The sequence below is a fragment of the Azospirillum lipoferum genome, assembly GCF_024170005.1.
Lineage (GTDB): Bacteria > Pseudomonadota > Alphaproteobacteria > Azospirillales > Azospirillaceae > Azospirillum > Azospirillum lipoferum.
Window position 1 is genome coordinate 73890 of the sequence record NZ_JALJXJ010000012.1, and the last position, 20171, is coordinate 94060.

The following is a 20171-nucleotide window of genomic DNA, read 5'->3' on the forward strand; positions in this document are numbered from 1 at the left end:
CGGATGGCCGAAACTTAAACGCCTGACTCCCCCGCGTCACAGTATCTTTTCGCCTGACCTTCTTCTGCCGGGAGCCGGGCACATGGCGAACGCATCCATCGAATCCACCTCCCTCGCCCGCCCCGAACCGGCGGCGCTGCCGCTGCTGATCCTGCTGGCGTCCCTGCTGTCGCAATATGTCGGGGCGGCCTCGGCGAAGTCGCTGTTCCCGCTGGTCGGGGCGGAGGGGGTGACCGGCCTGCGCGTCGGGTTGTCGGCGCTGATGCTGATGGCGATCCTGCGGCCGTGGCGCAGCCTGCCGGGACGGGCGGACCTGCGCAACCTACTGATCTACGGCGCCACGCTGGGTGCCATGAACCTGTCGATCTACCGCGCGATGGAGCTGATCCCCATCGGCATCGCCATCGCCATCGAGGTGACCGGCCCGCTGGCGGTGGCGCTGCTGGGTTCCCGCCGGCTGAAGGATTTCCTGTGGATCGCCTGTGCCGCGGTGGGCCTCTCCCTGCTGCTGCCCCTGCAGGAGGCATCGAGCACACTGAACCCGGTCGGCGTCGCCTATGCGGCGGCGGCGGCCTTCTGCTGGGCGCTCTACATCGTGTTCGGCAAGCGCGCCTCGTCCCTGCCGGGCGGGCAGGCGGTGGCCTGGGGCATGCTGGTCGCCGCCAGCTTCACCGTTCCGCTGGGGATTGCCCATGCGGGCGCCGGCCTGCTGGTCCCGGCCGTGCTGCTGATCGGTCTGGCGGTGGCCGTGCTGTCGAGCATGGTGCCCTATCTGCTGGAGATGATGGCGCTGCGCCGCCTGCCGAGCCATGTCTTCGGCCTCGCCGTCAGCGCCTCCCCCGCCGTGGCGGCGCTGATCGGCTTCCTGATGCTGGGCGAACGGCTGAGCGCGCTGCAATGGGCCGCCATCGCCTGCATCATGTTCGCCTCGGCCGGCAGCGCGCTGGGCAAGGGCCGGCGAGAAGCGGCCTGAACATTCCCCGGTCAGTCCAGCCGGCCGGAACGGCCGGGCGCCGGAACATCCAGGTCAATATCGAGATCGAGCAGCGCCGACGCCAGACACTTGCCATGGGCGTCGAGCGCCAGCGACCGGGTCACGCCGCCGCCAAGCGCCTGCCGCATCACGAAGTTCAGGGCACCGATGCTGGGGATGGCGTAGCGCACCACCTCGCCATGGACGACCTCGTGGAACAGCGCCTTTACGCGCTCGGCGGTGACATGGGCCTCGATCAGCGGATAGTCCGCCTCGTCGAAGGCAATGACGGAGATGTTGGAGATGTCGCCCTTGTCGCCGGTGCGTGAATGGGCGATGTCGCGGAGTTTCATGTCAGGCCTCCATAAACTCGATGGCGGGTTTCGCCAGATCGCGGGGCAGCAGCGCCGACAGCATCGCGACCACATCCTTGGCCGATTTGGTGGCGCCGCCCCCGCTGGCAGGGCCGTTGGTGTAGAGAGTTTCGACCTCGTTGCCGATGCGTTGCGCCTCCTTCAGGCTGCCGGTCCGGCCGGCCACGCGAACGCGAACCTCGTAGGGCTCCCGCCCGCCCGCGGTGGACAGCGCGCCGCCATGGATGGAATCGACGCCGATCAGGTCGAAGCGCAGCTCGGTCGCCTCGACGCCGGTCAGCGCCAGACGCTCGCGCACGATCTCCAACGCCAGCCGGCCGCGTGCCAGGGCGCCGGGACCGGCGTAGGAGATCTGCCCCTCGCCGATGAAGCTGTCGAGATAGCCGACCGAGACCTTCAGCGTGGCGGGACGCGGGCGCCCCGTGGCACCGACCACCCGCACCCGGTCCGGCCCTTCCTGGGTGAATCGCACCTGCGAGAAGTCAGCCACCACGTCCGGCGTGAGATAGGCGGCGGGGTCGTGGATCTCGTAGAGCAACTGCTCCTTGCAGGTGGCGGTGGTCACGGCACCGCCGGATCCGGACACCTTGGTGATGATGGCGCTGCCGTCCTCCTGCACCTCGGCGATCGGGAAGCCGAGCCGGGCCAGGGCGGCGACGTCCTTCACGCCGGGATCGGCGAAATAGCCGCCGGTGATCTGGCCGGCGCATTCCAGCAGATGCCCGACCACCGTCCCCTTGCCGAGCCGGTCCCAATCCTCCATCGACCAGCCGAACTCGAAGATCTGCGGGGCGAGGAACAGGGCCGGATCGGCGACGCGGCCGGTGATGACAATGTCGGCCCCGGCCTTCAGCGCCTCGACGATGGGGGCGGCGCCGAGATAGGCGTTGGCCGAGACCAGCCGGCCGGCCATCGCCGACACCGGCTCGCCGGTTTCCTCGATCCGGTGGTCGCCGGACTTCAGCGTCTCCAGCACGTCGTCGCCGGACACCGCGGCGATCTTCAGGCCCTCCAGGCCGAGCGACCGGGCGATGTCCCGCGTCTTCGCGGCGGCGGCGGCCGGGTTGGCCGCTCCCATGTTGGTGATGATGCGGATGCCCTTCTCATGGCACGGCCGCAGAACCGCCAGCATGCGCTCCGCCAGCAGCGGGTCGTAGCCCTGGGCCGGATCCTTCAGCTTGGCGCCCTGGGCGATGGCGATGGTGCGCTCCGCCAGGCATTCAAAGACGAGATACTGGATGTCACCCTTCTCGGCCAGTTCAACGGCCGGCTCGATGCGGTCGCCCGAATAGCCGGCGCCCGATCCGATGCGGATGGTTTTCATGATGGTACTCCTGTGTGCGGCCATCCTTGGGCCGCGTCAGAAGGGGATGACCCCGAGGACGGCTGCGGCGATGGTCATGACCACCGACGCGGCGAACAGGTAGGGGATCGAGAACTTCTGGTGCTCGCCCAGCCCGATGCCGCACAGCCCGACGACCAGGAAGGTGGCGGGGGTGAGCGGGCTGACCGGGAAGCCGACGGTCATCTGGCCGAGCACGGAGGCCTGGGCGATCTGGATGGGGTCGCCGCCCAGCGTCTTATAGACCTCGGCGATCACCGGCATCATGCCGAAATAGAAGGAGTCCGGATCGAACAGCAGACTGAGCGGCATCGACAGGATGCCCAGCGCGAAGGGGACATGCTGCGCCATCTCCGGCGGAACAAAGGCGACGGCGGACTGCGCCATGGCGCTCAGCATCTTGGTGCCGGTCATGATGCCGGTGAAGACGCCGGCCGCCAGCAGGATGCTCGCCATCATCAGCGCCGCCTTTGCGTGGGCGTCGACACGGTCCTTCTGCATCTTCACGTCGGGATAGTTGATCATCAGCGCCAGCACGGTGCCGACCATGAACATCACCACCGGATCGACCGCCCCCTCGATCATCACGGCCATGATCACCGCGGTGAGGATCAGGTTGACCCAGAACAGCTTCGGCCGGCGGATTTTGATCTGCTCCGGCGTCAGCACGCGCGGCGCCGGCCCGACCGGGGCTGCAGCCTCGGGAGTCCCCATGGCACCGACCGACCGCGCCTCTCCCGCCGTGAGCGGCCGGGAGGACAGGCCGAGACGCCGCTCCTCGCGCTTGCCGAGCAGGAAGGCGATGGTGAAGATGAACAGCAGCCCGACGCCCTGCACCGCGATCAGCGGATTGAAGATGTCGGTCACCGGCACCTTCAGCGCGGCGGCGGAGCGGATCATCGGCCCGGTCCAGGGCAGGAAATTGACGCCCGCCGCCATCGACACGCACAGCGCCAGAATGCGCTTGTCCATGCCCAGCCGGTCGTAGAGCGGCAGCATCGCCGGAATGGTGATGAGGAAGCAGACGGCGCCCGACCCGTCGAGATGGATCAGCAAGGCCAGCAGGGTGGTGCCGACGGTGATGCGCGCCGGCTTGGTGCCGACCACCCGCAGAATGCGGTCGATGATCGGGTCCATCATGCCGGCATCGGTGACGACGCCGAAGAAGATGATGGCGAAGACGAACATGCCGGCGGTCGGCGCGATCGAGCGGATGCCGGAAATGATGAACTTGCTGGTTTCGAGACCGAAGCCGCCCGCCAGCGCGGCGATGATCGGCACGGCGATCAGCGCGACCAGCGGCGACATCCTGTTGGTCATGATCGCCGCCAGCAGAACGACGATGGTGGCCAGGCCGAGTAACGCGAGCATGTGACCTCCTCTATGGCCGTTGTTATTGTTGTTTTCCGTCCGCTGCGCGATCTCTTCACGTCAGTCGAAGAAACACGGCGGAGCACCGCGGGCAACCGGCTTCGATCCCCGAGTAACGCCGCAAGAGCGGATTTCGATAGAACTTCGTCTTTTGCGAAGCCGGAAGGCAGGGGGACCGGCAGTGGGTCTTTTTATAGATCAGCCATTTTGCCGCACCATGCCGAAGCGGTGTCCGCGATTGACACTGTACGAACCCACAATCAGATTAGAGAAATGAATTTGTTGTATCACGGTAATTTGAATTTTCTATAAGAGGCGCGCCATGCTCCAGGGAGTGAGACATATCAAGGCCTTCGTCGCGGTGGCCCGTCTCGGCAGCTTCACCAGGGCGGCGGCGGAGGTCAACCTGTCGCAGCCGGCGCTGACCGTGCAGATCCGCCAACTCGAGGAAAGCCTCGGCGTCCGCCTGTTCGACCGCAACAAGCGTCAGGTGGTGCTGACCCAGGCCGGCCGCGATCTGCTGCCCGCCCTGCAGCGGGTGCTGGCCGAGTTGGATGCGGTGATGAGCGTCAGCCACGATCTGGCCGGGCTGCGGCGCGGCGCGGTGTCGGTCGCCACCCTGCCATCGGTCGCCGCCGGACTGCTGCCCATCGCCATCCGCCGCTTCGCCGCCGACCATCCGAACATCGACGTCAGGGTCAGCGATGTCGTCGCAGAACGGATCATCCAGCTGGTCAAGGCCGAGGAGGTCGATTTCGGGATCGGCAGCCGGGTCGGGCCCGACCGTGACGTCGAGGTGATCGACTTCCTCTGCGACCGGATGTGCGCCTTCTTCCCCGCCGACCACCCGCTGAACGGCCGGCGCCCGCTGGTTCTGAAGGACATCGTCGCCTTCCCGCTGATCCTGACCGCGCGCGGCACCAGCGTTCGGTCGCTGGTCGAGCGGGCGCTGGAAAAGGAAGGGCTGGAGATCAGCCTGTCCTGCGAGGCGAACTACATGTCGACGGCGGTCGGCATGGTGCGGGCCGGACTGGGCGTCTCAGTCCTGCCGGAATCCGCCGTCGACGCCGCCTCCTGCGAGGGGATCGTCGTCGAACCGATCCGCACCGCCGGGCTGGTCCGCCGGATCGGCTTCATCCGCAAGGCCGGCCGCTCTCTCTCACCAGCGGCGGAACGCTTCGCCGCCCTGCTGCGCGAGGTCGCCGGCCCGACGCTCGCCCACTTCTCCAGCATGGAGAGCGCCGCGAAACGGTGACGTAACCGGAAGAATTTTTTAACCCGATAGCGTTATTTTATTACTGAAATCAGCCTATCCGATTTCAACCACCCCGGTCTTCCGTAGTATATCAGTTGCCGCCCCTGAGGCGCGCGACATGAAGGCACCCATGAGACTCCTGGAAAATCTGACGATCCGGGCGAAGCTGGCCGCACTGGTCGCCTTGTCCGTCCTGGCTCCGGCCGTCGTGATCGCCATCAGCAGCGGCTTCACCCACCAGCGCATGGTCGATGACCGCATCGACACCATCCGCTCGGCGGTGGAACTGGCGGTCGGCATGGCGAAGGGGTTGAATGCCGAGGTCGAGGCGGGAACCCTGGCGCGCGAGCAGGCGCTCGTGCGCTTCCGCAACGCGGTGCATGCCATGTCCTACCATGACGGCGCCGACTATCTGTTCGCCTACGATCTCAACGGCATCGCCGTCGCCAACCCCTCCAACCACAAGGCGGTCGGCACCGACCGCATGGGGCTTCAGGACAAGGCCGGCAAATATTTCGTCCGCGAGATCGTCGAAACACTGCGCCGGCAGGACAGCGCCATCATCCATTATGTCTGGCCGAAGCTGGGATCGGACGTCCCGCTGCTGAAGACCAACTATGTGCAGCGCTACCAGCCGCTGGGCCTGATCGTCGGCTCCGGCGTCTACACCGACGACATCGACGCCGCCTATCACGAATTCCTGATCAGGACGGGCGCCGCCACCGCCGCCCTGATCGCCGCGCTGGTGCTGATCGCCTTCCTGGTCAACCGCGATATCGTGCGCTCGCTGCACCGGCTGCGCGATAAGATGACCGCACTCGCCGCCGGCGACCTGGGCGTCACCTTCCCGGAGGCGACCCGCCGCAACGAGATCGGCGGCATGGCGCAGGCGCTTCAGGTGTTCAAGGAGAACGCCCAGGCCAAGGCCAGCCTGGAAGCCAGCCAGGCCGAGCAGGCGGAGCGCGCCGCGGCCGAGAAGCGCGAAGCGATGACGACGCTCGCCAGCCATTTCGAGCAGACCGTCGGCAACCTGATCCACGACGTCGCCGGCGAGGCGGACGCCATCGAACGGCGCGCCCAGGACATGACCCGCGCCGCCGACGAGACCGGCAGGCTGGCCGGCGCCGTCACCACGGCGACCGAGCAGACCTCGGCCAATGTCCAGACCGTCGCCGCGGCGACCGAGGAACTGACCAGCTCGATCAGCGAGATCAGCCGGCAGGTCGGCGAGTCGGCTGAGATCGCCCGCGAGGCGGTGGAAAGCACCGAACGGGCCAACGGCAAGGTCGAGGGGCTAGCCGGCGCGGTCGAGCGGATTGGCGCGGTGGTCGGGTTGATCAACTCCATCGCCAGCCAGACCAACCTGCTGGCGCTCAATGCCACCATCGAGGCGGCCCGCGCGGGTGAGGCCGGCAAGGGCTTCGCCGTGGTGGCTCAGGAGGTGAAGGCGCTCGCCAACCAGACCGCCAAAGCCACCGAAGAGATCGCCGCCCAGGTCGCCGGCATCCAGAGCGAAACCACCCAGGCGGTGCACGAGATCAAGGGCGTGGCGCAGGTCATCGGCCGGGTCAACGACGTCGCGACCTCCATCGCATCGGCGGTCGAGCAGCAGGGGGCCGCGACCCGTGAGATCAGCCGCAACATCCAGCAGGCCGCCCAGGGAAGCCACGAGGTCTCGTCCAGCATCGTCGGTGTGAACGACGCCGCCGGGCGGAACGGCAAGGTCGCCTATGAGGTGCTGGAGAATGTGCGGGAGCTGTCGATGCGGACCGACAGCCTGCGCGAAGAGGTCGGCCGCTTCCTGGCACAGGTGCGGGCCGGCTGACCGGCCCGCTCCTTCTCCCGCCGTCAGGCGGCGCGGACCGTCGACAGGAAGTCCTCCACCTCGCTGCGCAGCCTGACCGTCTCGCGGACGAGGCCGCTGGAGGCGGCCAGCACGACGGACGCGGCGCTGCCGGTCTGGCCGACGGTCTGGGCGACGCCGGCGATGTTGCTGTTGACCTCCGCCGTGTGGCGGGCGGCCTGCTGGATGTTGGCGCCGATATCCTTGGTGGCGGCGCTCTGCTGCTCCACCGCCGAGGCGATGGCGGTGGCGATGTCGCTGACCGAGGTGATGGTGCTGCCGATGCCCTGCACCGCCGTCACCGTGCTGCCGGTGAATTGCTGGATTTCCAGCACCTTGGCCTGGATGTCGTCGGTGGCCTTGGCGGTCTGGTTGGCCAGCGCCTTCACCTCCGACGCGACGACGGCGAAGCCCTTGCCATGTTCGCCGGCCCGCGCCGCCTCGATGGTGGCGTTCAGCGCCAGCAGGTTGGTCTGTCCGGCGATGGCGTTGATCAGTTCCACCACCTGCCCGATCTCCTGGGCGGCCGAGGCAAGGCTCTGGATCATGCCGTCGATCTTCGCCGCCTCGTCCACCGCACGGCCGGCGACGCTGGTGGACATGGTCACCTGACGGCCGATTTCGGCGATCGAGGCTAACAGCTCCTCCGTCGCGGCGGCCACCGTGTTGACGTTGCTGCTGGCCTGTTCGGAGGCCTGCGACACCGCATGGGCCTGGCTGCCGGAACGGTCGGCGGCGGCGGCCATGCCGGACGCGTTGCTTTCCATCTCGTGCGCCGCGGCGACGACGGCGGCGACCATCCCCATCACGCGCGCCTCGAACTGGGCCGCCATGTCGAGCAGGGCGGCGCGGCGTTCGGCCTCGGTGCGGTCCTTCTGCGCTTCCGCCTCGGCCTGGAGGCGGCGCACCTCCAGACCGTTACGCTTGAAGTCCTCCAGCGCGCGGGCCAGTGTGCCGACCTCGTCGCTGCGGTCCTGGTGGTTGATCGCGACCGACAGGTCGCCGGTGGAGATGCGGTTGGTGGCCTGGGTCAATTGCAGGATCGGCGCGGTGATGCGCCGGCCGATCCACAGGGCAAGCCCGAGGCTGACCACCGCCAGCACCGAGACGGCGATGGCGATGTGCAGCATGGTCCGCGCCCGCGCGGCGGCGACGGTGTCGAGATAGACGCCGGAACTGACGACCCAGCCCCAGCCCTTGGTCAGCTTGGAATAGGCGGACTTCTCCACCGGATCGCTGGATCCCGGCTTGGGAAAGAAGAAGGAGGAATAGCCGCCGCCGGCTTCGGCCGCCGCGACCTCGTCGCGCACGAACAGCCGTCCGGTCTTGTCGGTGCTGTCCCACATCGCCTTGCCTTCGACCTGCGGGTTCAGGTGGGCCAGGATGTTGCCCTTGCGGTCGAGGATCAGCGCATATTCCGACCCGTCGTAGCGGGCCGTCCGCGCGATGTCGAGCGCCAGCTTCTGCGCATCGGCGACCGGCAGCTCGCCGGAGGCCGCGCGCTGCTCGAACCGTTCGATGATGGAGGTCACCATCTCCACCGCGACGCGGGCCCGGGCCTGCCGCTCCTCCATCATCACGGTGCCGAGCGACCTTGCGGTCAGGACCCCGGCGCCGACCAGCGCCAGGACGGTGATCAGGGGAAGCAGCAGCAGGCGCCCCCGGATGCCACGAAATGCGGAAATCATGTCTCTGTCGTCCCCTGGCGCCTGGCTTTGCGGCGGGTATCTCGGCCGCGCCATGGCCGGTCCCGCCGGAACGGCCAAACCGGCGCCGCACCCGTCGGTACGGCGCCGGCACGGCCGGCTACACACTTCTATCGCGTGATCTTTCACGGATCCTTTATGCACCGCAGCATAGAGGTCAGCGATTCACCACCTTCGGCGGCAGGGCGTAGACCAGCAGCGCACCGATGAGCAGGCAGCCGGAGAAGAACCACAAGGCGGCACTGCTGCTGCCGGTCAGGTCGATGACGATGCCGATCAGCGAGTTGCTGACCAGACCGGCGATGCTGGCGAGCGAGATCGCCATGGCGAAGCCGGTGGCCGCCGCCGTGCCCTTCAGGAAGGTGGCCGGCAGGCTGAAATAGGCGGGGAGCGGCCCCAGCACGCCGACCGACGCGACGGTGAACAGCGCCACGGTGGCGACGAGGTTGTCGGCGAAGAAGGTGCTGGTCGCCATGGCGGCCGAGGCGGCCAGGAAGGGCACGATGATGTGCCAGCGCCGCTCGCGCGTCCGGTCGGAACTGGCGCCGATCAGCAGGATGCCGATCACGGCGACGATGTTGGGAATCATCGTCAGCAGGCCGATGTGGAACGGATCGACCACGCCGGTCTTGCGGATGAAGGTGGGCAGCCAGAAGCCGATGGCGTAGGCGGTCAGCAGGATGGCGAAATCGATGCCGCCCAGCATCCAGACCTTCAGGTTCAGCAGCCCTTCCTTGAAGCTGTGGCCGACATGCCTGGCCTCCGCATCGTCGCCATGCAGGTCGGCAGCAATCCGCGCCTTCTCGTCCTCGGATAGCCATTTGGCATCACGGAAGGAATTCGGCAGGGCGACGAAGGTCAGGAAGCCGAGCAGCACGCTGGGGATCGCCTCCAGCAGGAACAACCACTGCCAGCCGCGCAGACCCTGGACATGGTCGAAATGGCTCATGATCCAGCCCGACAGCGGACCGCCGATCACGCTGGACAGCGGCAGGCCAATGACGAACAGCGCCATGATGCGGCCACGGCGGTAGGTCGGGAACCACAGCGTCAGGTAATAGAGCACGCCCGGCAGGAAGCCGGCCTCGGCGGCGCCCAGCAGGAAGCGGACGATGTAGAACTGGGTCGGGGTGGAGACCAGCATGGTGGCGGCCGACAACAGGCCCCAGGTGATCATGATGCGGGCGATCCACAGCCGCGCGCCGACCTTGGTCAGCACGAGGTTGCTCGGCACCTCGAACAGGATGTAGCCGACGAAGAACAGGCCGGCGCCCAGACCATAGGCCGCCTCGCTGAACTGGAGGTCGCCCATCATCTGCAGCTTGGCGAAGCCGATGTTGATGCGGTCGAGATAGGCCGCCAGATAGCAGAAGCAGAGGAAGGGAATGAGGCGCCAGGTGACCTTCTTGTAGAGCTGGTCCGCATCGACGGACTGTGCCGCGCCAAGTGCGGCATTGGACGCCGCATCCGCTGTTGTCGTCTGGGCATAGGACATGTCGTCTGTCTCCTTACGCTGATCGCGTTGTGAACCCGTCCCGTTTCTCATGCCGGCGCCGCCTGTCTCGGGCACGGCGCCGGGTGTTGGCCCCAGTTTTGTTTTTCGTTGGTCCTGATACCGAAAGCCGCCTTTCAGGCGGTCTTTTTGCCGAACTGGGCGAGCGCCTCCTGCTTGCCGACGACGTCGCCGTATTTGCTGTCGATGTCGAACAGGTTGGCCTCGTGCGGGCCGTCATGGCGGTCACCGACGCAGTCGCGCACCACGATGGTGCGGAAGCCGTGCTGGACCGCGTCGACGGCGCTGGCACGGATGCAGCCGCTGGTCGAACAGCCGGCCAGCACCACCGTGTCGATCCCCATGGCATGCAGCATGGACGCGAGGCTGGTGCCGAAGAAGGCGCTGGCATATTGCTTGGAAATCACCACCTCGTCGGGTAGCGGAACGACCTCCGGACAGAAGGCGGCGAGCGGGTTGCCCTCCACCATGTCCTTCATCACCGGGGCCTTGCGCACCCACATGCCGCCATCGGCGAAATGGCCGGGATGATAGCGGATGTTGGTGTGGACGACCGGGATGCCGGCTTTGCGGGCAGCGTCCAGCAGTTCCGCCGTCTCCGCCACCGCACTCACCACGCCGGGGGCGTAGAGCGGCGCGCCTTCGCTGGTGTAGCCCTGCATGAAGTCGATCACCAGCAGGGCCGGCCGCTCGCCGAAGCCGATCCGGTTGCCCCAGACGCCCTTGTAATTGTCGGATGCGCTCTGCCCGTCGGTCATGTGCTCGTTCCTCAATAGGCGCCGGACAGCAGGGCGCCGGCACCGGGCACGATGGGCTCCAGCTTCAGCGCCTTCAGCATGGCGTAGGTCGTGGCGATGGCGGCGGTCAGCACCGGCTTGCCGGTCTCCGCCTCCACCCGCGGCACCACCGGCAGCGACGGCATCTGCACGCAGGCGGAAAGGACGACCACGTCCACGCCCTCCAGGTTCATGCCGCGCACGATGTCCGGCAGGTTGTTGGGATCATGGCGGGCGACGTCGAGGTTGTCGGGAATCTCCAGCGCGCGCCAGTCCTGCACCTCGAAGCCCTCGGCGCGGATGTAGTCCACCACCAGTTCGGTCAGCGGGCGCATGTAGGGGGCGACGATGGCGATGCGTTTGGCTCCCATCACCTTCAGCCCGTCGACCAGGGCGCCGGCGCTGGTGACCACCGGGGCGGGAGCCTCGTTTTCCAGCGTCTTGCGGGCGAGCCGCGCCTCGGAATCGCGGTGGTAGCCGAGCCCCATCGACATGATGGCGACGAGGCAGGCATAGCCCAGCACATCGACGCGGGCGTCCGACAGCTCGACGGCGCAACGGTCGGATTCGGCGTCCATCGCCGCCAGTTCGTCCTTCCTGACCGTCTTCATCCGCATGCGGGCGGAATGGAAGGTGAAGCGTTCCGGGCGGATCGCCTGACGCGCGGTCAGCATGGCCGGGATTTCCGTTTCCATGGTGACGTTGGAGCTGGGGACGATCTGGCCGATGCGGTACAGCGAAGACATGGGTGTCGTTCCTATGGATCAGGCAAGCGGGTGGCCGAGGCTGTCGCCGAAGGCGGCGAAGAAGCCCTCAAGGTCATCCCACGGGATCATGTGCCCGGCGTTGGCGACGCGGGCGATGCGGATGGCGGGCTGGAGGCGGGTGATCTCCGCCTCGTCCTCCGGCAGGATCACGCCGCCGCGGCCGGCGACGATCAGCAGGGCCGGGACCGGCAGCTTCGGCAGGTCGGCATGGATGTCGTCCTGGTGGAAGCCTTCATAGGTCTGGACGATGGCCGGCTCGTAGCAGGTGTGCAGCCATTCGGCGCGCAGGCGCAGCTGCTCCTCCGTCCAGGTCGGACAGAAAGCGCGCATGGCGTCGGCGTCCATGCCCTTGAGCGACTGGCGGATCGAATCGACGTACCAGGGCAGCCCGCTGGGATAGGGCCGGCGCCCGGGGCCGGAGACCGGCGGATCGATCAGCACCAGCTGGCGCAGGCCCTTCCCTTCACCGCGCACCGAGGCGCGGATGGCGAAGCGGGCGCCCATGGAATGGCCGACCAGGATGCAACCGGTCAGGCCGAGCGCGGCAACGAAGGCGTTCACGTCGTCGGCGCAGGCGTCGATGCCGTAATCCAGATGAGGCCCGCTTTCCGACAGCCCGCGCCCGCGCACGTCCAGCACATAGGTGTCGAACTGCCGCCCGAAGCGTTCGGCGACGAAGCCCCAGGTGACGGCCGGGCTGGTGATGCCGGGGATCAGCACGATGGCCGGACGCCCGGCATGCCGCTCCCCGCCATAACGGAGGTAATGCTGGCGGATGCCGTTGGCCTGGACGTTGGCGCCGTAGAGGAAGGTCGAGGCGGTCATGCCGCGATGCCTTCGCGCAGCGGCTGCTCATAGACGTCGTAGCCGAAGACCCAGGCCGGATCCTCCTGCGTGCGCAGGAAGGTGTTGGCGTTGGACACCGCCTGCACCCGCGTCGCGCGGTCCTTGCGGTTGGCCTCGTAGAGCGCGAAGGCGGTGCGGTAGTCGGTCAGGCCGGTCTCGGACAGGCAGCGGGTCAGCATCGCCGCATCCTCGATCGCCATGCCGGCGCCCTGGGCCATATGCGGCTTCATCGGGTGGCAGGCGTCACCCAGCAGGACCAGCCGGCCACGGCTCCACAGCGGCAGCGGGTTGCGGTTGCGCAGCGGCCATTTGGTGACCTCCTCCGTGCATTCGATCAACGCCTGGACGGTCGGGTGATAACCCTGGAAGGCCTCGAACATCTCCTCGCGGCTGCTGTCGACGAAGGCCTCCTGAAAGTCCCACGCCGGGTGCGGCACGCCGGTGACGTAGTAATACTCGTCGCGCTTCTCGGTGGTGAAATAGACCATCATGTGGCGGTCCTCGGTCCACCACTTGATGCAGTCTTCGAAGGTCAGGTCATATTTGGCCAGCTGGTCGCCGCGGATCAGCGCCCGGTGGGCGACCCAGCCGCTGTAGTTCGGCGCCTCGGCCCCCAGCAGGGCCTCGCGGATGCGGGAGTTGATGCCGTCGGCGCCAATGACGATGTCGGCGCGCGCCTCCGTCCCGTCGGCAAAGGTCAGGCGGACGTCGTCGCCGCTGTCGGTGATCGTCTCCAGCCGCTTGTCGAAATGGACGGAACCCGGCGCCAGCGTGTCCATCTGCAACAGGTGCATGTCGCCGCGATGGACGGTGACGTAGGCGGCGCCGTACTCCCGCTTGGCGAAGTCGCCCAACGGAATGCGCGACAGGTAATCGCCGGTGAAGCCGTCGCGGCTGAACCAGAAGTCCGGCTTGGAGCCCATCTCCTCCAGCGGCTTTTCGATGCCCAGCCGGCGGAACACTTTCATCACGTTGGGACCGACATGGATGCCGGCGCCCAGCCGGGAGAATTCAGGCGCCTGTTCGTAGACATCGACCTGGAAGCCCGCCTGCTGCAGAAGCCCGGCGGCGGCGGCACCACCCAGCCCGGCCCCGACAATCGCGATTCTCTGAGTCTTTCCCATGGGTATGGCCCTTTGCTGACGTGGGGGTATTCGGCCGGCGGCTCCATGGCGCGCACGGCCGGGTGCAAGGGTGCGGAAAGGGGGCCGGCGACTTCTCGCCCCGGCTCCGGCCGTCGACCGTTGCGCTGAACTCGATATGAAGTGTGTACGCTCTTTTGACTTGCCACGCAACACAATTCGCCATACAACGCTACTCGGGCTTTGTGGCGACCCCACGAGGCTCCACAGCGGAGTTTGACCGTGAAATAGCCATGTTGTGCCTGATTTTAAGTCGCTTTTGCCTGTTTATCGTTCATTTCGGCACAGTACCAACCAAGGGCTTGCTCCCATACTGTCCTGAACCGAATTAAGCTTATACGCTCTATATATGTTGATCAGGCCGCCGCAGTCGGCGGCGGATGACCACCCGGAAATCCGGCCTGGATCGTGCTTTATGCGGCCACGGCCACCAAGGTTGGGAGAGATGAGATGCCGGTCAGCGATCGCGAACTGACGCAGATGTTCGAACGGGTTCTGACCCTGTCCAAGGTGGACAAGACCCAGAGCGTCGCTGTGCTAAAGAGCGACTATTCCAACCCGCGCATCGTGCGCGCCGCGATGGACGCGGCCCAGCGTCTGGGCGCCAGCGTGTATGGGGTCGAACTGCCGGCCTTCAACCACCCGCGTGCCATGGGCATGGACATGACCGCCTATTGCGGCGACACGCCCCTGACCGGCAACCTCGCCGCCCAGCGCGCGCTGGAGGCGGCCGACCTGATCGTCGACACCATGATGCTGCTGCATTCGCCGGAGCAGGAGCAGATCCTGAAGACCGGCACCCGCATCCTGCTGGCGGTGGAGCCGCCGGAGGTTCTGGCCCGCATCCTGCCGACGGAGGAGGACAAGCTGCGTGTCAACGCCGCGGCGGAACGGCTGAAGCGCGCCCGCTCCATCGCCGTGACGTCGAAGGCCGGCAGCGATTTCCGCGCGACGCTCGGCCAGTATCCGACGGTGACGGAATACGGCTTCGCCGACGAGCCCGGCCGCTGGGACCATTGGCCGAGCGGCTTCCTGTTCTCCTGGCCGGACGAGAGCAGCGCCGAAGGCACGCTGGTGCTCGACGTCGGCGACATCCTGCTACCCTTCAAGACCTATGTGCGGGAGAAGGTGACGCTGGAGATCGAGGAGGGCTTCATCCGCCGCATCCATGGCGGGTTCGAGGCGGAGTACCTGCGCGACTACATGGCCTATTTCAAGGATCCGGAGGTCTACGGCATCTCCCACATCGGCTGGGGCCTGCAGCCGCGGGCGCAATGGACGGCGATGGGCCTGCACGACAAGAATGACGGCATGTGCATGGACGCCCGCGCCTTCTACGGCAACTTCCTGTTCTCCACCGGTCCGAACACCGAGGTCGGCGGCAGCCGCAAGACGCCCTGCCACATGGACATCCCGCTTCGCGGCTGCGACATCCTGCTGGACGGCGAACCGGTGGTGCTGGCCGGCGACGTGGTGGCGCCGGAGGCGTCGAGGGCATGAGTTGGGGCATGACGGGGCATCTTGGGGCGGTTCCCCGCCGCCCTTCCCTGCCCCCGCCGCCGCTGCTATCGTTCGCCACGTCCCCGGTCCACCGCATGTTGTTCCCGATGTCCCAAGACCTGCTGCCCGAAGACGGCGCCGACGCCGGCCCCGGAGAAGCGGAGTACGTCTTTTCCGACCAGATCGGCCATCTGCTGCGGCGGGCCTATCAGCGGCACCTCGCCATCTTCCAGCGCAACGCCTGCGACCCGCAGCTGACCTCGGTGCAGTTCGTCACGCTCTGCGCCATCCGCGACAACGGGCCGAGTTCGCTGATCGAGCTGGTGAAGTCCACCGCCATCGACCAGGCGACGATCCGCGGCATCGTCGACCGGCTGAAGGCGCGCGGGCTGATCAATCAGACCTCCGACCCGCAGGACCGCCGCAAGGTCATCAACTGCCTGACCGACGAGGGCCGGAAGATGCTGGAGGACATGGTTCCCTGCGCCAAGCGGATCAGCGAGCTGACCATGGGGCAGCTCAACCCGGCGGAGCGGCTGGCGGTCACCCATGTCCTGCGGAAGATGATCGCGCAGGACGGGGAGGAATAACCTCCCGCCGGATGGCTCTCAGACCAGTTCACCCCGCGGATGCCGCGGGGATGCGGGACCTATCGCACCGGACGGACGCCTTATGGAAAAGACCATCGCGCTGCGGGTGAATGGCCGCGCCGTTTCGGTGACGGCGATGGCCGACACGCCGCTGCTCTACATCCTGCGCAACGATCTGGCCCTGAACGGGCCGAAATATGGCTGCGGGCTCGGCGAATGCGGGGCCTGCACGGTCATCCTCGACGGTGTCGCCGCGCGCTCCTGCGTGATCCCGCTGGCGGGTGCGGAAGGGCGCGAGGTGGTGACGCTGGAAGGGCTGGGCAGCAGCAGCGCCCCGCATCCGGTCCAGCAGGCCTTCATCGACGAGCAGGCCGCCCAGTGCGGCTATTGCATGAACGGCATGATCATGACCGCCAAGGCCCTGCTCGACCACAACCCGACTCCGACCATGGACGAGGTGCGCCGCGCCCTGTCCGGCAATTTGTGCCGCTGCGGCACCCATGTCGAAATCCTGCGCGCCGTCATGCGGGCTGCGCGGCTTCTCTCCTCCCCCGGAGCACATCATGACGACCATCCAGACGCCCGATCCGCACTCCCAGCCGACGCCGACCCGTGCGGAGCTGATGGCGGCGACCGGCGTCCTGCTGATCGTTGACGAGATCCTTCCACCCTCCGGCCCGGTCGCCAAGGGGGCGACCGCGACGCCGAAGCCGCCGGAAACCGCGCTGTTCCTGGCGGTGCGCGACGACGGGCAGGTCTTCGCCTTCAACGGCCATGTCGATCTCGGCACCGGCATCCGGACGGCGCTGACCCAGATCGTCGCCGAGGAGCTGGACCTGCGCATGGACCAGCTGCGCATGGTGCTGGGCGACACCGGCAGCAGCCCCAACCAGGGCGCCACCATCGCCAGCGCCACCATCCAGATCTCCGCCGTTCCCCTGCGCAACGCCGCGGCGGAGGCGCGCCGCCACCTGCTGGAGCGCGCCGCAACCCTGTTCGGCGTGCCGGCGGGCGAGTTGCGCGTCGAAGAGGGGGTGGTGATCGCGCCGGACAAGAGTGGAACCGGCAACCGCCGCATCTCCTACGGCGAGCTGGTGCGGGGCGAGCGGGTGGAGCTGCGCATCAGCGGCAACGCCCCGCTGAAAGCGCGCGAGCAGTACAGGCTGGTCGGCAAGGGGGCGCCGCGCGTCGACATCCCGGCCAAGGCGACCGGCGAGTTCGCTTACGTCCACGACCTGCGGCTGCCGGGGATGCTGCATGGCCGGGTGGTCCGCCCGCCCTATGCCGGCATCGACAGCGGCGAGTTCGTCGGCAACAGCCTGGAGAGCGTCGACGAGGGCTCCATCGCCCACATCTCCGGCATCGTCGGAGTGGTGGTATTGCGCGACTTCGTCGGCGTGGTGGCGGAGCGGGAGGAGCAGGCGATCAAGGCGGCGCGCGAGCTGAAGGTCGCCTGGAAGCCCTGGACCCGCAAGCTGCCCGACCTGTCGAACCTCGCCCAGGCCCTGCGCGACAATCCCAGCACGCCGCGCAAGGTGCTGGACAAGGGCAACGTCGATGCAGCACTCGCCGCCGCCGACCAGCGGATGACGCGCACCTATGTCTGGCCCTACCAGATGCACGGCTCCATCGGACCGTCCTGCGCGGTGGCCGATTGCAGGGAGGAGCACGCGACGGTCTGGTCCGGCACCCAGAACCCGCATCTGCTGCGCGCCGACCTCGCCTGGCTGCTGGACTGGCCGGAGGAGCGGATCGACGTGGTGCGGATGGAAGCCGCCGGCTGCTACGGCCGCAACTGCGCCGACGACGTGGCGGCGGACGCGCTGCTGCTGTCGCAGGCGGTCGGCCGTCCGGTGCGCGTCCAGCTGACCCGCGAGCAGGAGCATCTGTGGGAGCCGAAGGGCACCGCCCAGCTGATGGAGGTCGATGGCGGCATTGACGCCGACGGCGGCATCGTCGCCTACGACTTCGCCACCAGCTACCCGTCGAACGGCGCGCCGACGCTGGCGCTGCTGCTGACCGGGCGGGTCGATCCGGTGGCCGCCGTCTTCGAGATGGGCGACCGCACCTCCATCCCGCCCTACGACTACGAGAACATGCGGGTGGTCATCAACGACATGGCGCCCATCGTCCGCGCCTCCTGGATGCGCGGCGTGTCGGCGATGCCCAACAGCTTCGCCCATGACAGCTACATCGACGAGCTGGCCTTCGCCGCCGGGGTCGATCCGGTGGAGTTCCGCCTGCGCCACCTGCGGGACGACGAGCGCGCCGCCGACCTGATCCGCGCCGTCGCCGGCCGCGCCGGCTGGCAGCCGCGCACCGCCCCGCAGCAGACCCCGCCGGAGGGCGATGTCCTGCGCGGCCGCGGCTTCGCCTATGCCCGCTACATCCACAGCAAGTTCCCCGGCTTCGGCGCCGCCTGGGCCGCCTGGGTGGCCGACGTGGCGGTGGACCGCAGGACCGGCGAGATCGCGGTGACCCGCGTGGTGGTCGGCCATGACGCCGGGCAGATGATCAACCCCGACGGCGTGCGCCACCAGATCCACGGCAACGTCATCCAGTCGGCCAGCCGGGTGCTGAAGGAGCAGGTGGAGTTCGAGGACTCGGTCGTCGCTGCCAGGGAATGGGGCGGCTACCCGATCATGACCTTCCCCGAGGTGCCGGACATCGACGTGCTGATGATGCCGCGCGAGACCGAGCCGCCGCTGGGATCGGGCGAGTCCGCCTCGGTCCCCAGTGCCGCGGCCATCGCCAACGCCATCTTCGACGCCACCGGCATCCGCTTCCGCGAACTGCCGATCACCGCGGAGCGGGTACGCGAAGCGCTGAACGGTCCGTCCGAGCCGGCGCCGCCCGCCCCGCCCGAAGCCGCCAAGCCGCGCAGGCGCGGCTGGAAGGCGTGGCTCGGCGCCTCGCTGACCGGCTTATGCGGCGTGATGATCGGCATGGCGAGCAGCGCCCTGCCCTTCCGCGCCGAGATCGCCCCGGTCTCGCCGCCGTCCGCCGGGCTGTGGTCGCCGGCCACCATCGAACGGGGGCGGCAGCTGGCGGCACTCGGCGACTGCGCGGTCTGCCACACGGCGGAGAACGGCGCCACCAATGCCGGCGGCCGGCCCTTCGAGACGCCGTTCGGCACCGTCCACAGCACCAACATCACGCCGGACCCGGACAGCGGAATCGGGCGCTGGTCCTTCGCCGCCTTCGACCGGGCGATGCGCGAGGGGATCGGCCGCGACGGCCGGCACCTCTACCCGGCCTTCCCCTACACCGCCTTCCGCAACATGACCGACGACGACATGCAGGCGCTCTACGCCCACCTGATGACGCAACCGGCGGTGCGCGGCGGGATGCCGGCCAACACCATGCGCTTTCCCTTCAACCTGCGCCCGATGATGGCGGGGTGGAACACGCTGTTCCTCAACCGCGAGACCTACACACCGGATCCGCAGCGGAGCGCCGAATGGAACCGCGGCAATTATCTGGTCAACGGGCTCGGCCATTGCGCCGCCTGCCACAGCCCGCGCAACGCGCTGGGGGCGGAGAAGCTGGGGGAAGCGTTCCTGGCCGGCGGCACCGTCGATGGGTGGGAGGCGCCGGCCCTGACCGGCCTGTCCAAGGCGCCGAAGCCCTGGACGGAGGACGATCTGTTCACCTATCTGCGTACCGGCTTCTCCCAGCGCCATGGCGTCGCCGCCGGCCCGATGGCCGCGGTCGTGCATGAGCTGTCCACCGTGCCGGAAGCGGATGTGCGGGCAATGGCGGTCTATCTCGCCTCGCTCGGTGGTGATATGGTGGAAGCCTCCGCCGTTACCCGGGCTCCCGTCAGTTCGGCCAATGGCGAGCGCCTCTTCAACGGCGCCTGCAAGGCCTGCCACAGCGACGGCGAAGGGCCGACGCTGTTCGGCGTCAGCCCATCGATGGCGGTGAACAGCAACGTCCACAGCGACAGCCCCGACAACCTTGCCCGCGTCATCCTGCACGGCATCCAGAACCCGGCGACCCGCGACCTCGGCTACATGCCAGCCTTCCGCGACAGCCTGTCCGACAGGCAGGTGGCCGACCTGATGGCCTATCTGCGCGGCCGTTTTGCGCCGGACAAGGCGGCCTGGACCGACATTGCCCCTACGGTGGCGAAGGCACGAGCCAATCCGGGGACGCACTAACGGGGACTTC

Annotated in this window: 16 protein-coding genes; 7 read left to right on the plus strand and 9 right to left on the minus strand. The window is 67.8% G+C overall.

Annotated elements, in window-relative coordinates; genetic code table 11:
* Positions 1-82 precede the first annotated feature (82 nt).
* Positions 83-973, plus strand: coding sequence for an EamA family transporter (locus J2848_RS25240; RefSeq protein WP_211103323.1), 891 nt, complete (start codon positions 83-85; stop codon positions 971-973).
* A gap of 11 nt (positions 974-984) precedes the next feature.
* Here J2848_RS25240 and J2848_RS25245 read toward each other — a convergent pair whose 3' ends face one another.
* The 3 genes from J2848_RS25245 to J2848_RS25255 are packed head-to-tail and all read right to left on the minus strand — an operon-like array spanning position 985 to position 4060.
* The gene (locus J2848_RS25245; RefSeq protein WP_149234933.1) at positions 985-1326 is read right to left on the minus strand and encodes an AtuA-related protein; all 342 of its coding nucleotides are present in this window, start codon (positions 1324-1326) and stop codon (positions 985-987) included.
* Position 1327: 1 nt separating this feature from the next.
* A complete protein-coding gene (locus tag J2848_RS25250; protein ID WP_149234934.1) occupies positions 1328-2671 on the minus strand; it encodes an acyclic terpene utilization AtuA family protein in 1344 nt (447 codons plus the stop codon).
* A 36-nt stretch (positions 2672-2707) separates the two neighbouring features.
* Positions 2708-4060: a CitMHS family transporter gene (locus tag J2848_RS25255; RefSeq protein WP_149234935.1), complete on the minus strand. Its 1353-nt coding sequence runs from the start codon at positions 4058-4060 to the stop codon at positions 2708-2710.
* 322 nt (positions 4061-4382) lie between these two features.
* Here J2848_RS25255 and J2848_RS25260 point away from each other — a divergent pair, with 322 nt between their 5' ends.
* Positions 4383-5315: a LysR family transcriptional regulator gene (locus tag J2848_RS25260; RefSeq protein WP_149234936.1), complete on the plus strand. Its 933-nt coding sequence runs from the start codon at positions 4383-4385 to the stop codon at positions 5313-5315.
* A gap of 130 nt (positions 5316-5445) precedes the next feature.
* Positions 5446-7140, plus strand: coding sequence for a methyl-accepting chemotaxis protein (locus J2848_RS25265; protein ID WP_149234937.1), 1695 nt, complete (start codon positions 5446-5448; stop codon positions 7138-7140).
* Between the two features lie 23 nt (positions 7141-7163).
* On the opposite strand, the gene J2848_RS25270 is transcribed toward J2848_RS25265, so the two are convergent.
* The 6 genes from J2848_RS25270 to J2848_RS25295 all read right to left on the minus strand — a co-directional run bounded on the left by J2848_RS25270 (position 7164) and on the right by J2848_RS25295 (position 13890).
* The gene (locus J2848_RS25270; protein WP_149234938.1) at positions 7164-8846 is read right to left on the minus strand and encodes a methyl-accepting chemotaxis protein; all 1683 of its coding nucleotides are present in this window, start codon (positions 8844-8846) and stop codon (positions 7164-7166) included.
* A gap of 175 nt (positions 8847-9021) precedes the next feature.
* The gene (locus J2848_RS25275) at positions 9022-10359 is read right to left on the minus strand and encodes an MFS transporter (protein WP_149234939.1); all 1338 of its coding nucleotides are present in this window, start codon (positions 10357-10359) and stop codon (positions 9022-9024) included.
* Between the two features lie 134 nt (positions 10360-10493).
* The gene (locus J2848_RS25280; protein ID WP_149234940.1) at positions 10494-11135 is read right to left on the minus strand and encodes an N-carbamoylsarcosine amidohydrolase; all 642 of its coding nucleotides are present in this window, start codon (positions 11133-11135) and stop codon (positions 10494-10496) included.
* A gap of 11 nt (positions 11136-11146) precedes the next feature.
* Positions 11147-11899 carry a maleate cis-trans isomerase family protein gene (locus tag J2848_RS25285; RefSeq protein ID WP_149234941.1) on the minus strand — a complete coding sequence of 251 codons (753 nt, stop codon included), beginning with the start codon at positions 11897-11899 and terminating at the stop codon, positions 11147-11149.
* A gap of 18 nt (positions 11900-11917) precedes the next feature.
* Positions 11918-12745, minus strand: a complete 828-nt coding sequence (locus J2848_RS25290) for an alpha/beta fold hydrolase (protein ID WP_149234942.1) — start codon at positions 12743-12745, stop codon at positions 11918-11920.
* A complete protein-coding gene (locus J2848_RS25295; protein ID WP_149234943.1) occupies positions 12742-13890 on the minus strand; it encodes an FAD-dependent monooxygenase in 1149 nt (382 codons plus the stop codon). Before J2848_RS25295 ends, J2848_RS25290 begins: the two co-directional genes overlap by 4 nt.
* A gap of 468 nt (positions 13891-14358) precedes the next feature.
* Here J2848_RS25295 and J2848_RS25300 point away from each other — a divergent pair, with 468 nt between their 5' ends.
* From J2848_RS25300 to J2848_RS25315, 4 genes are all read left to right on the plus strand, one after another.
* On the plus strand, positions 14359-15408 hold the full coding sequence (locus J2848_RS25300; RefSeq protein ID WP_149234944.1) for a 2,5-dihydroxypyridine 5,6-dioxygenase: 1050 nt from the start codon (positions 14359-14361) through the stop codon (positions 15406-15408).
* A 107-nt stretch (positions 15409-15515) separates the two neighbouring features.
* Positions 15516-15998, plus strand: a complete 483-nt coding sequence (locus J2848_RS25305) for a MarR family winged helix-turn-helix transcriptional regulator (protein WP_246194388.1) — start codon at positions 15516-15518, stop codon at positions 15996-15998.
* A gap of 82 nt (positions 15999-16080) precedes the next feature.
* A complete protein-coding gene (locus tag J2848_RS25310; RefSeq protein ID WP_149234946.1) occupies positions 16081-16653 on the plus strand; it encodes a (2Fe-2S)-binding protein in 573 nt (190 codons plus the stop codon).
* The gene (locus J2848_RS25315) at positions 16562-20161 is read left to right on the plus strand and encodes a molybdopterin cofactor-binding domain-containing protein (protein ID WP_149234947.1); all 3600 of its coding nucleotides are present in this window, start codon (positions 16562-16564) and stop codon (positions 20159-20161) included. Before J2848_RS25310 ends, J2848_RS25315 begins: the two co-directional genes overlap by 92 nt.
* Positions 20162-20171: the final 10 nt, after the last annotated feature.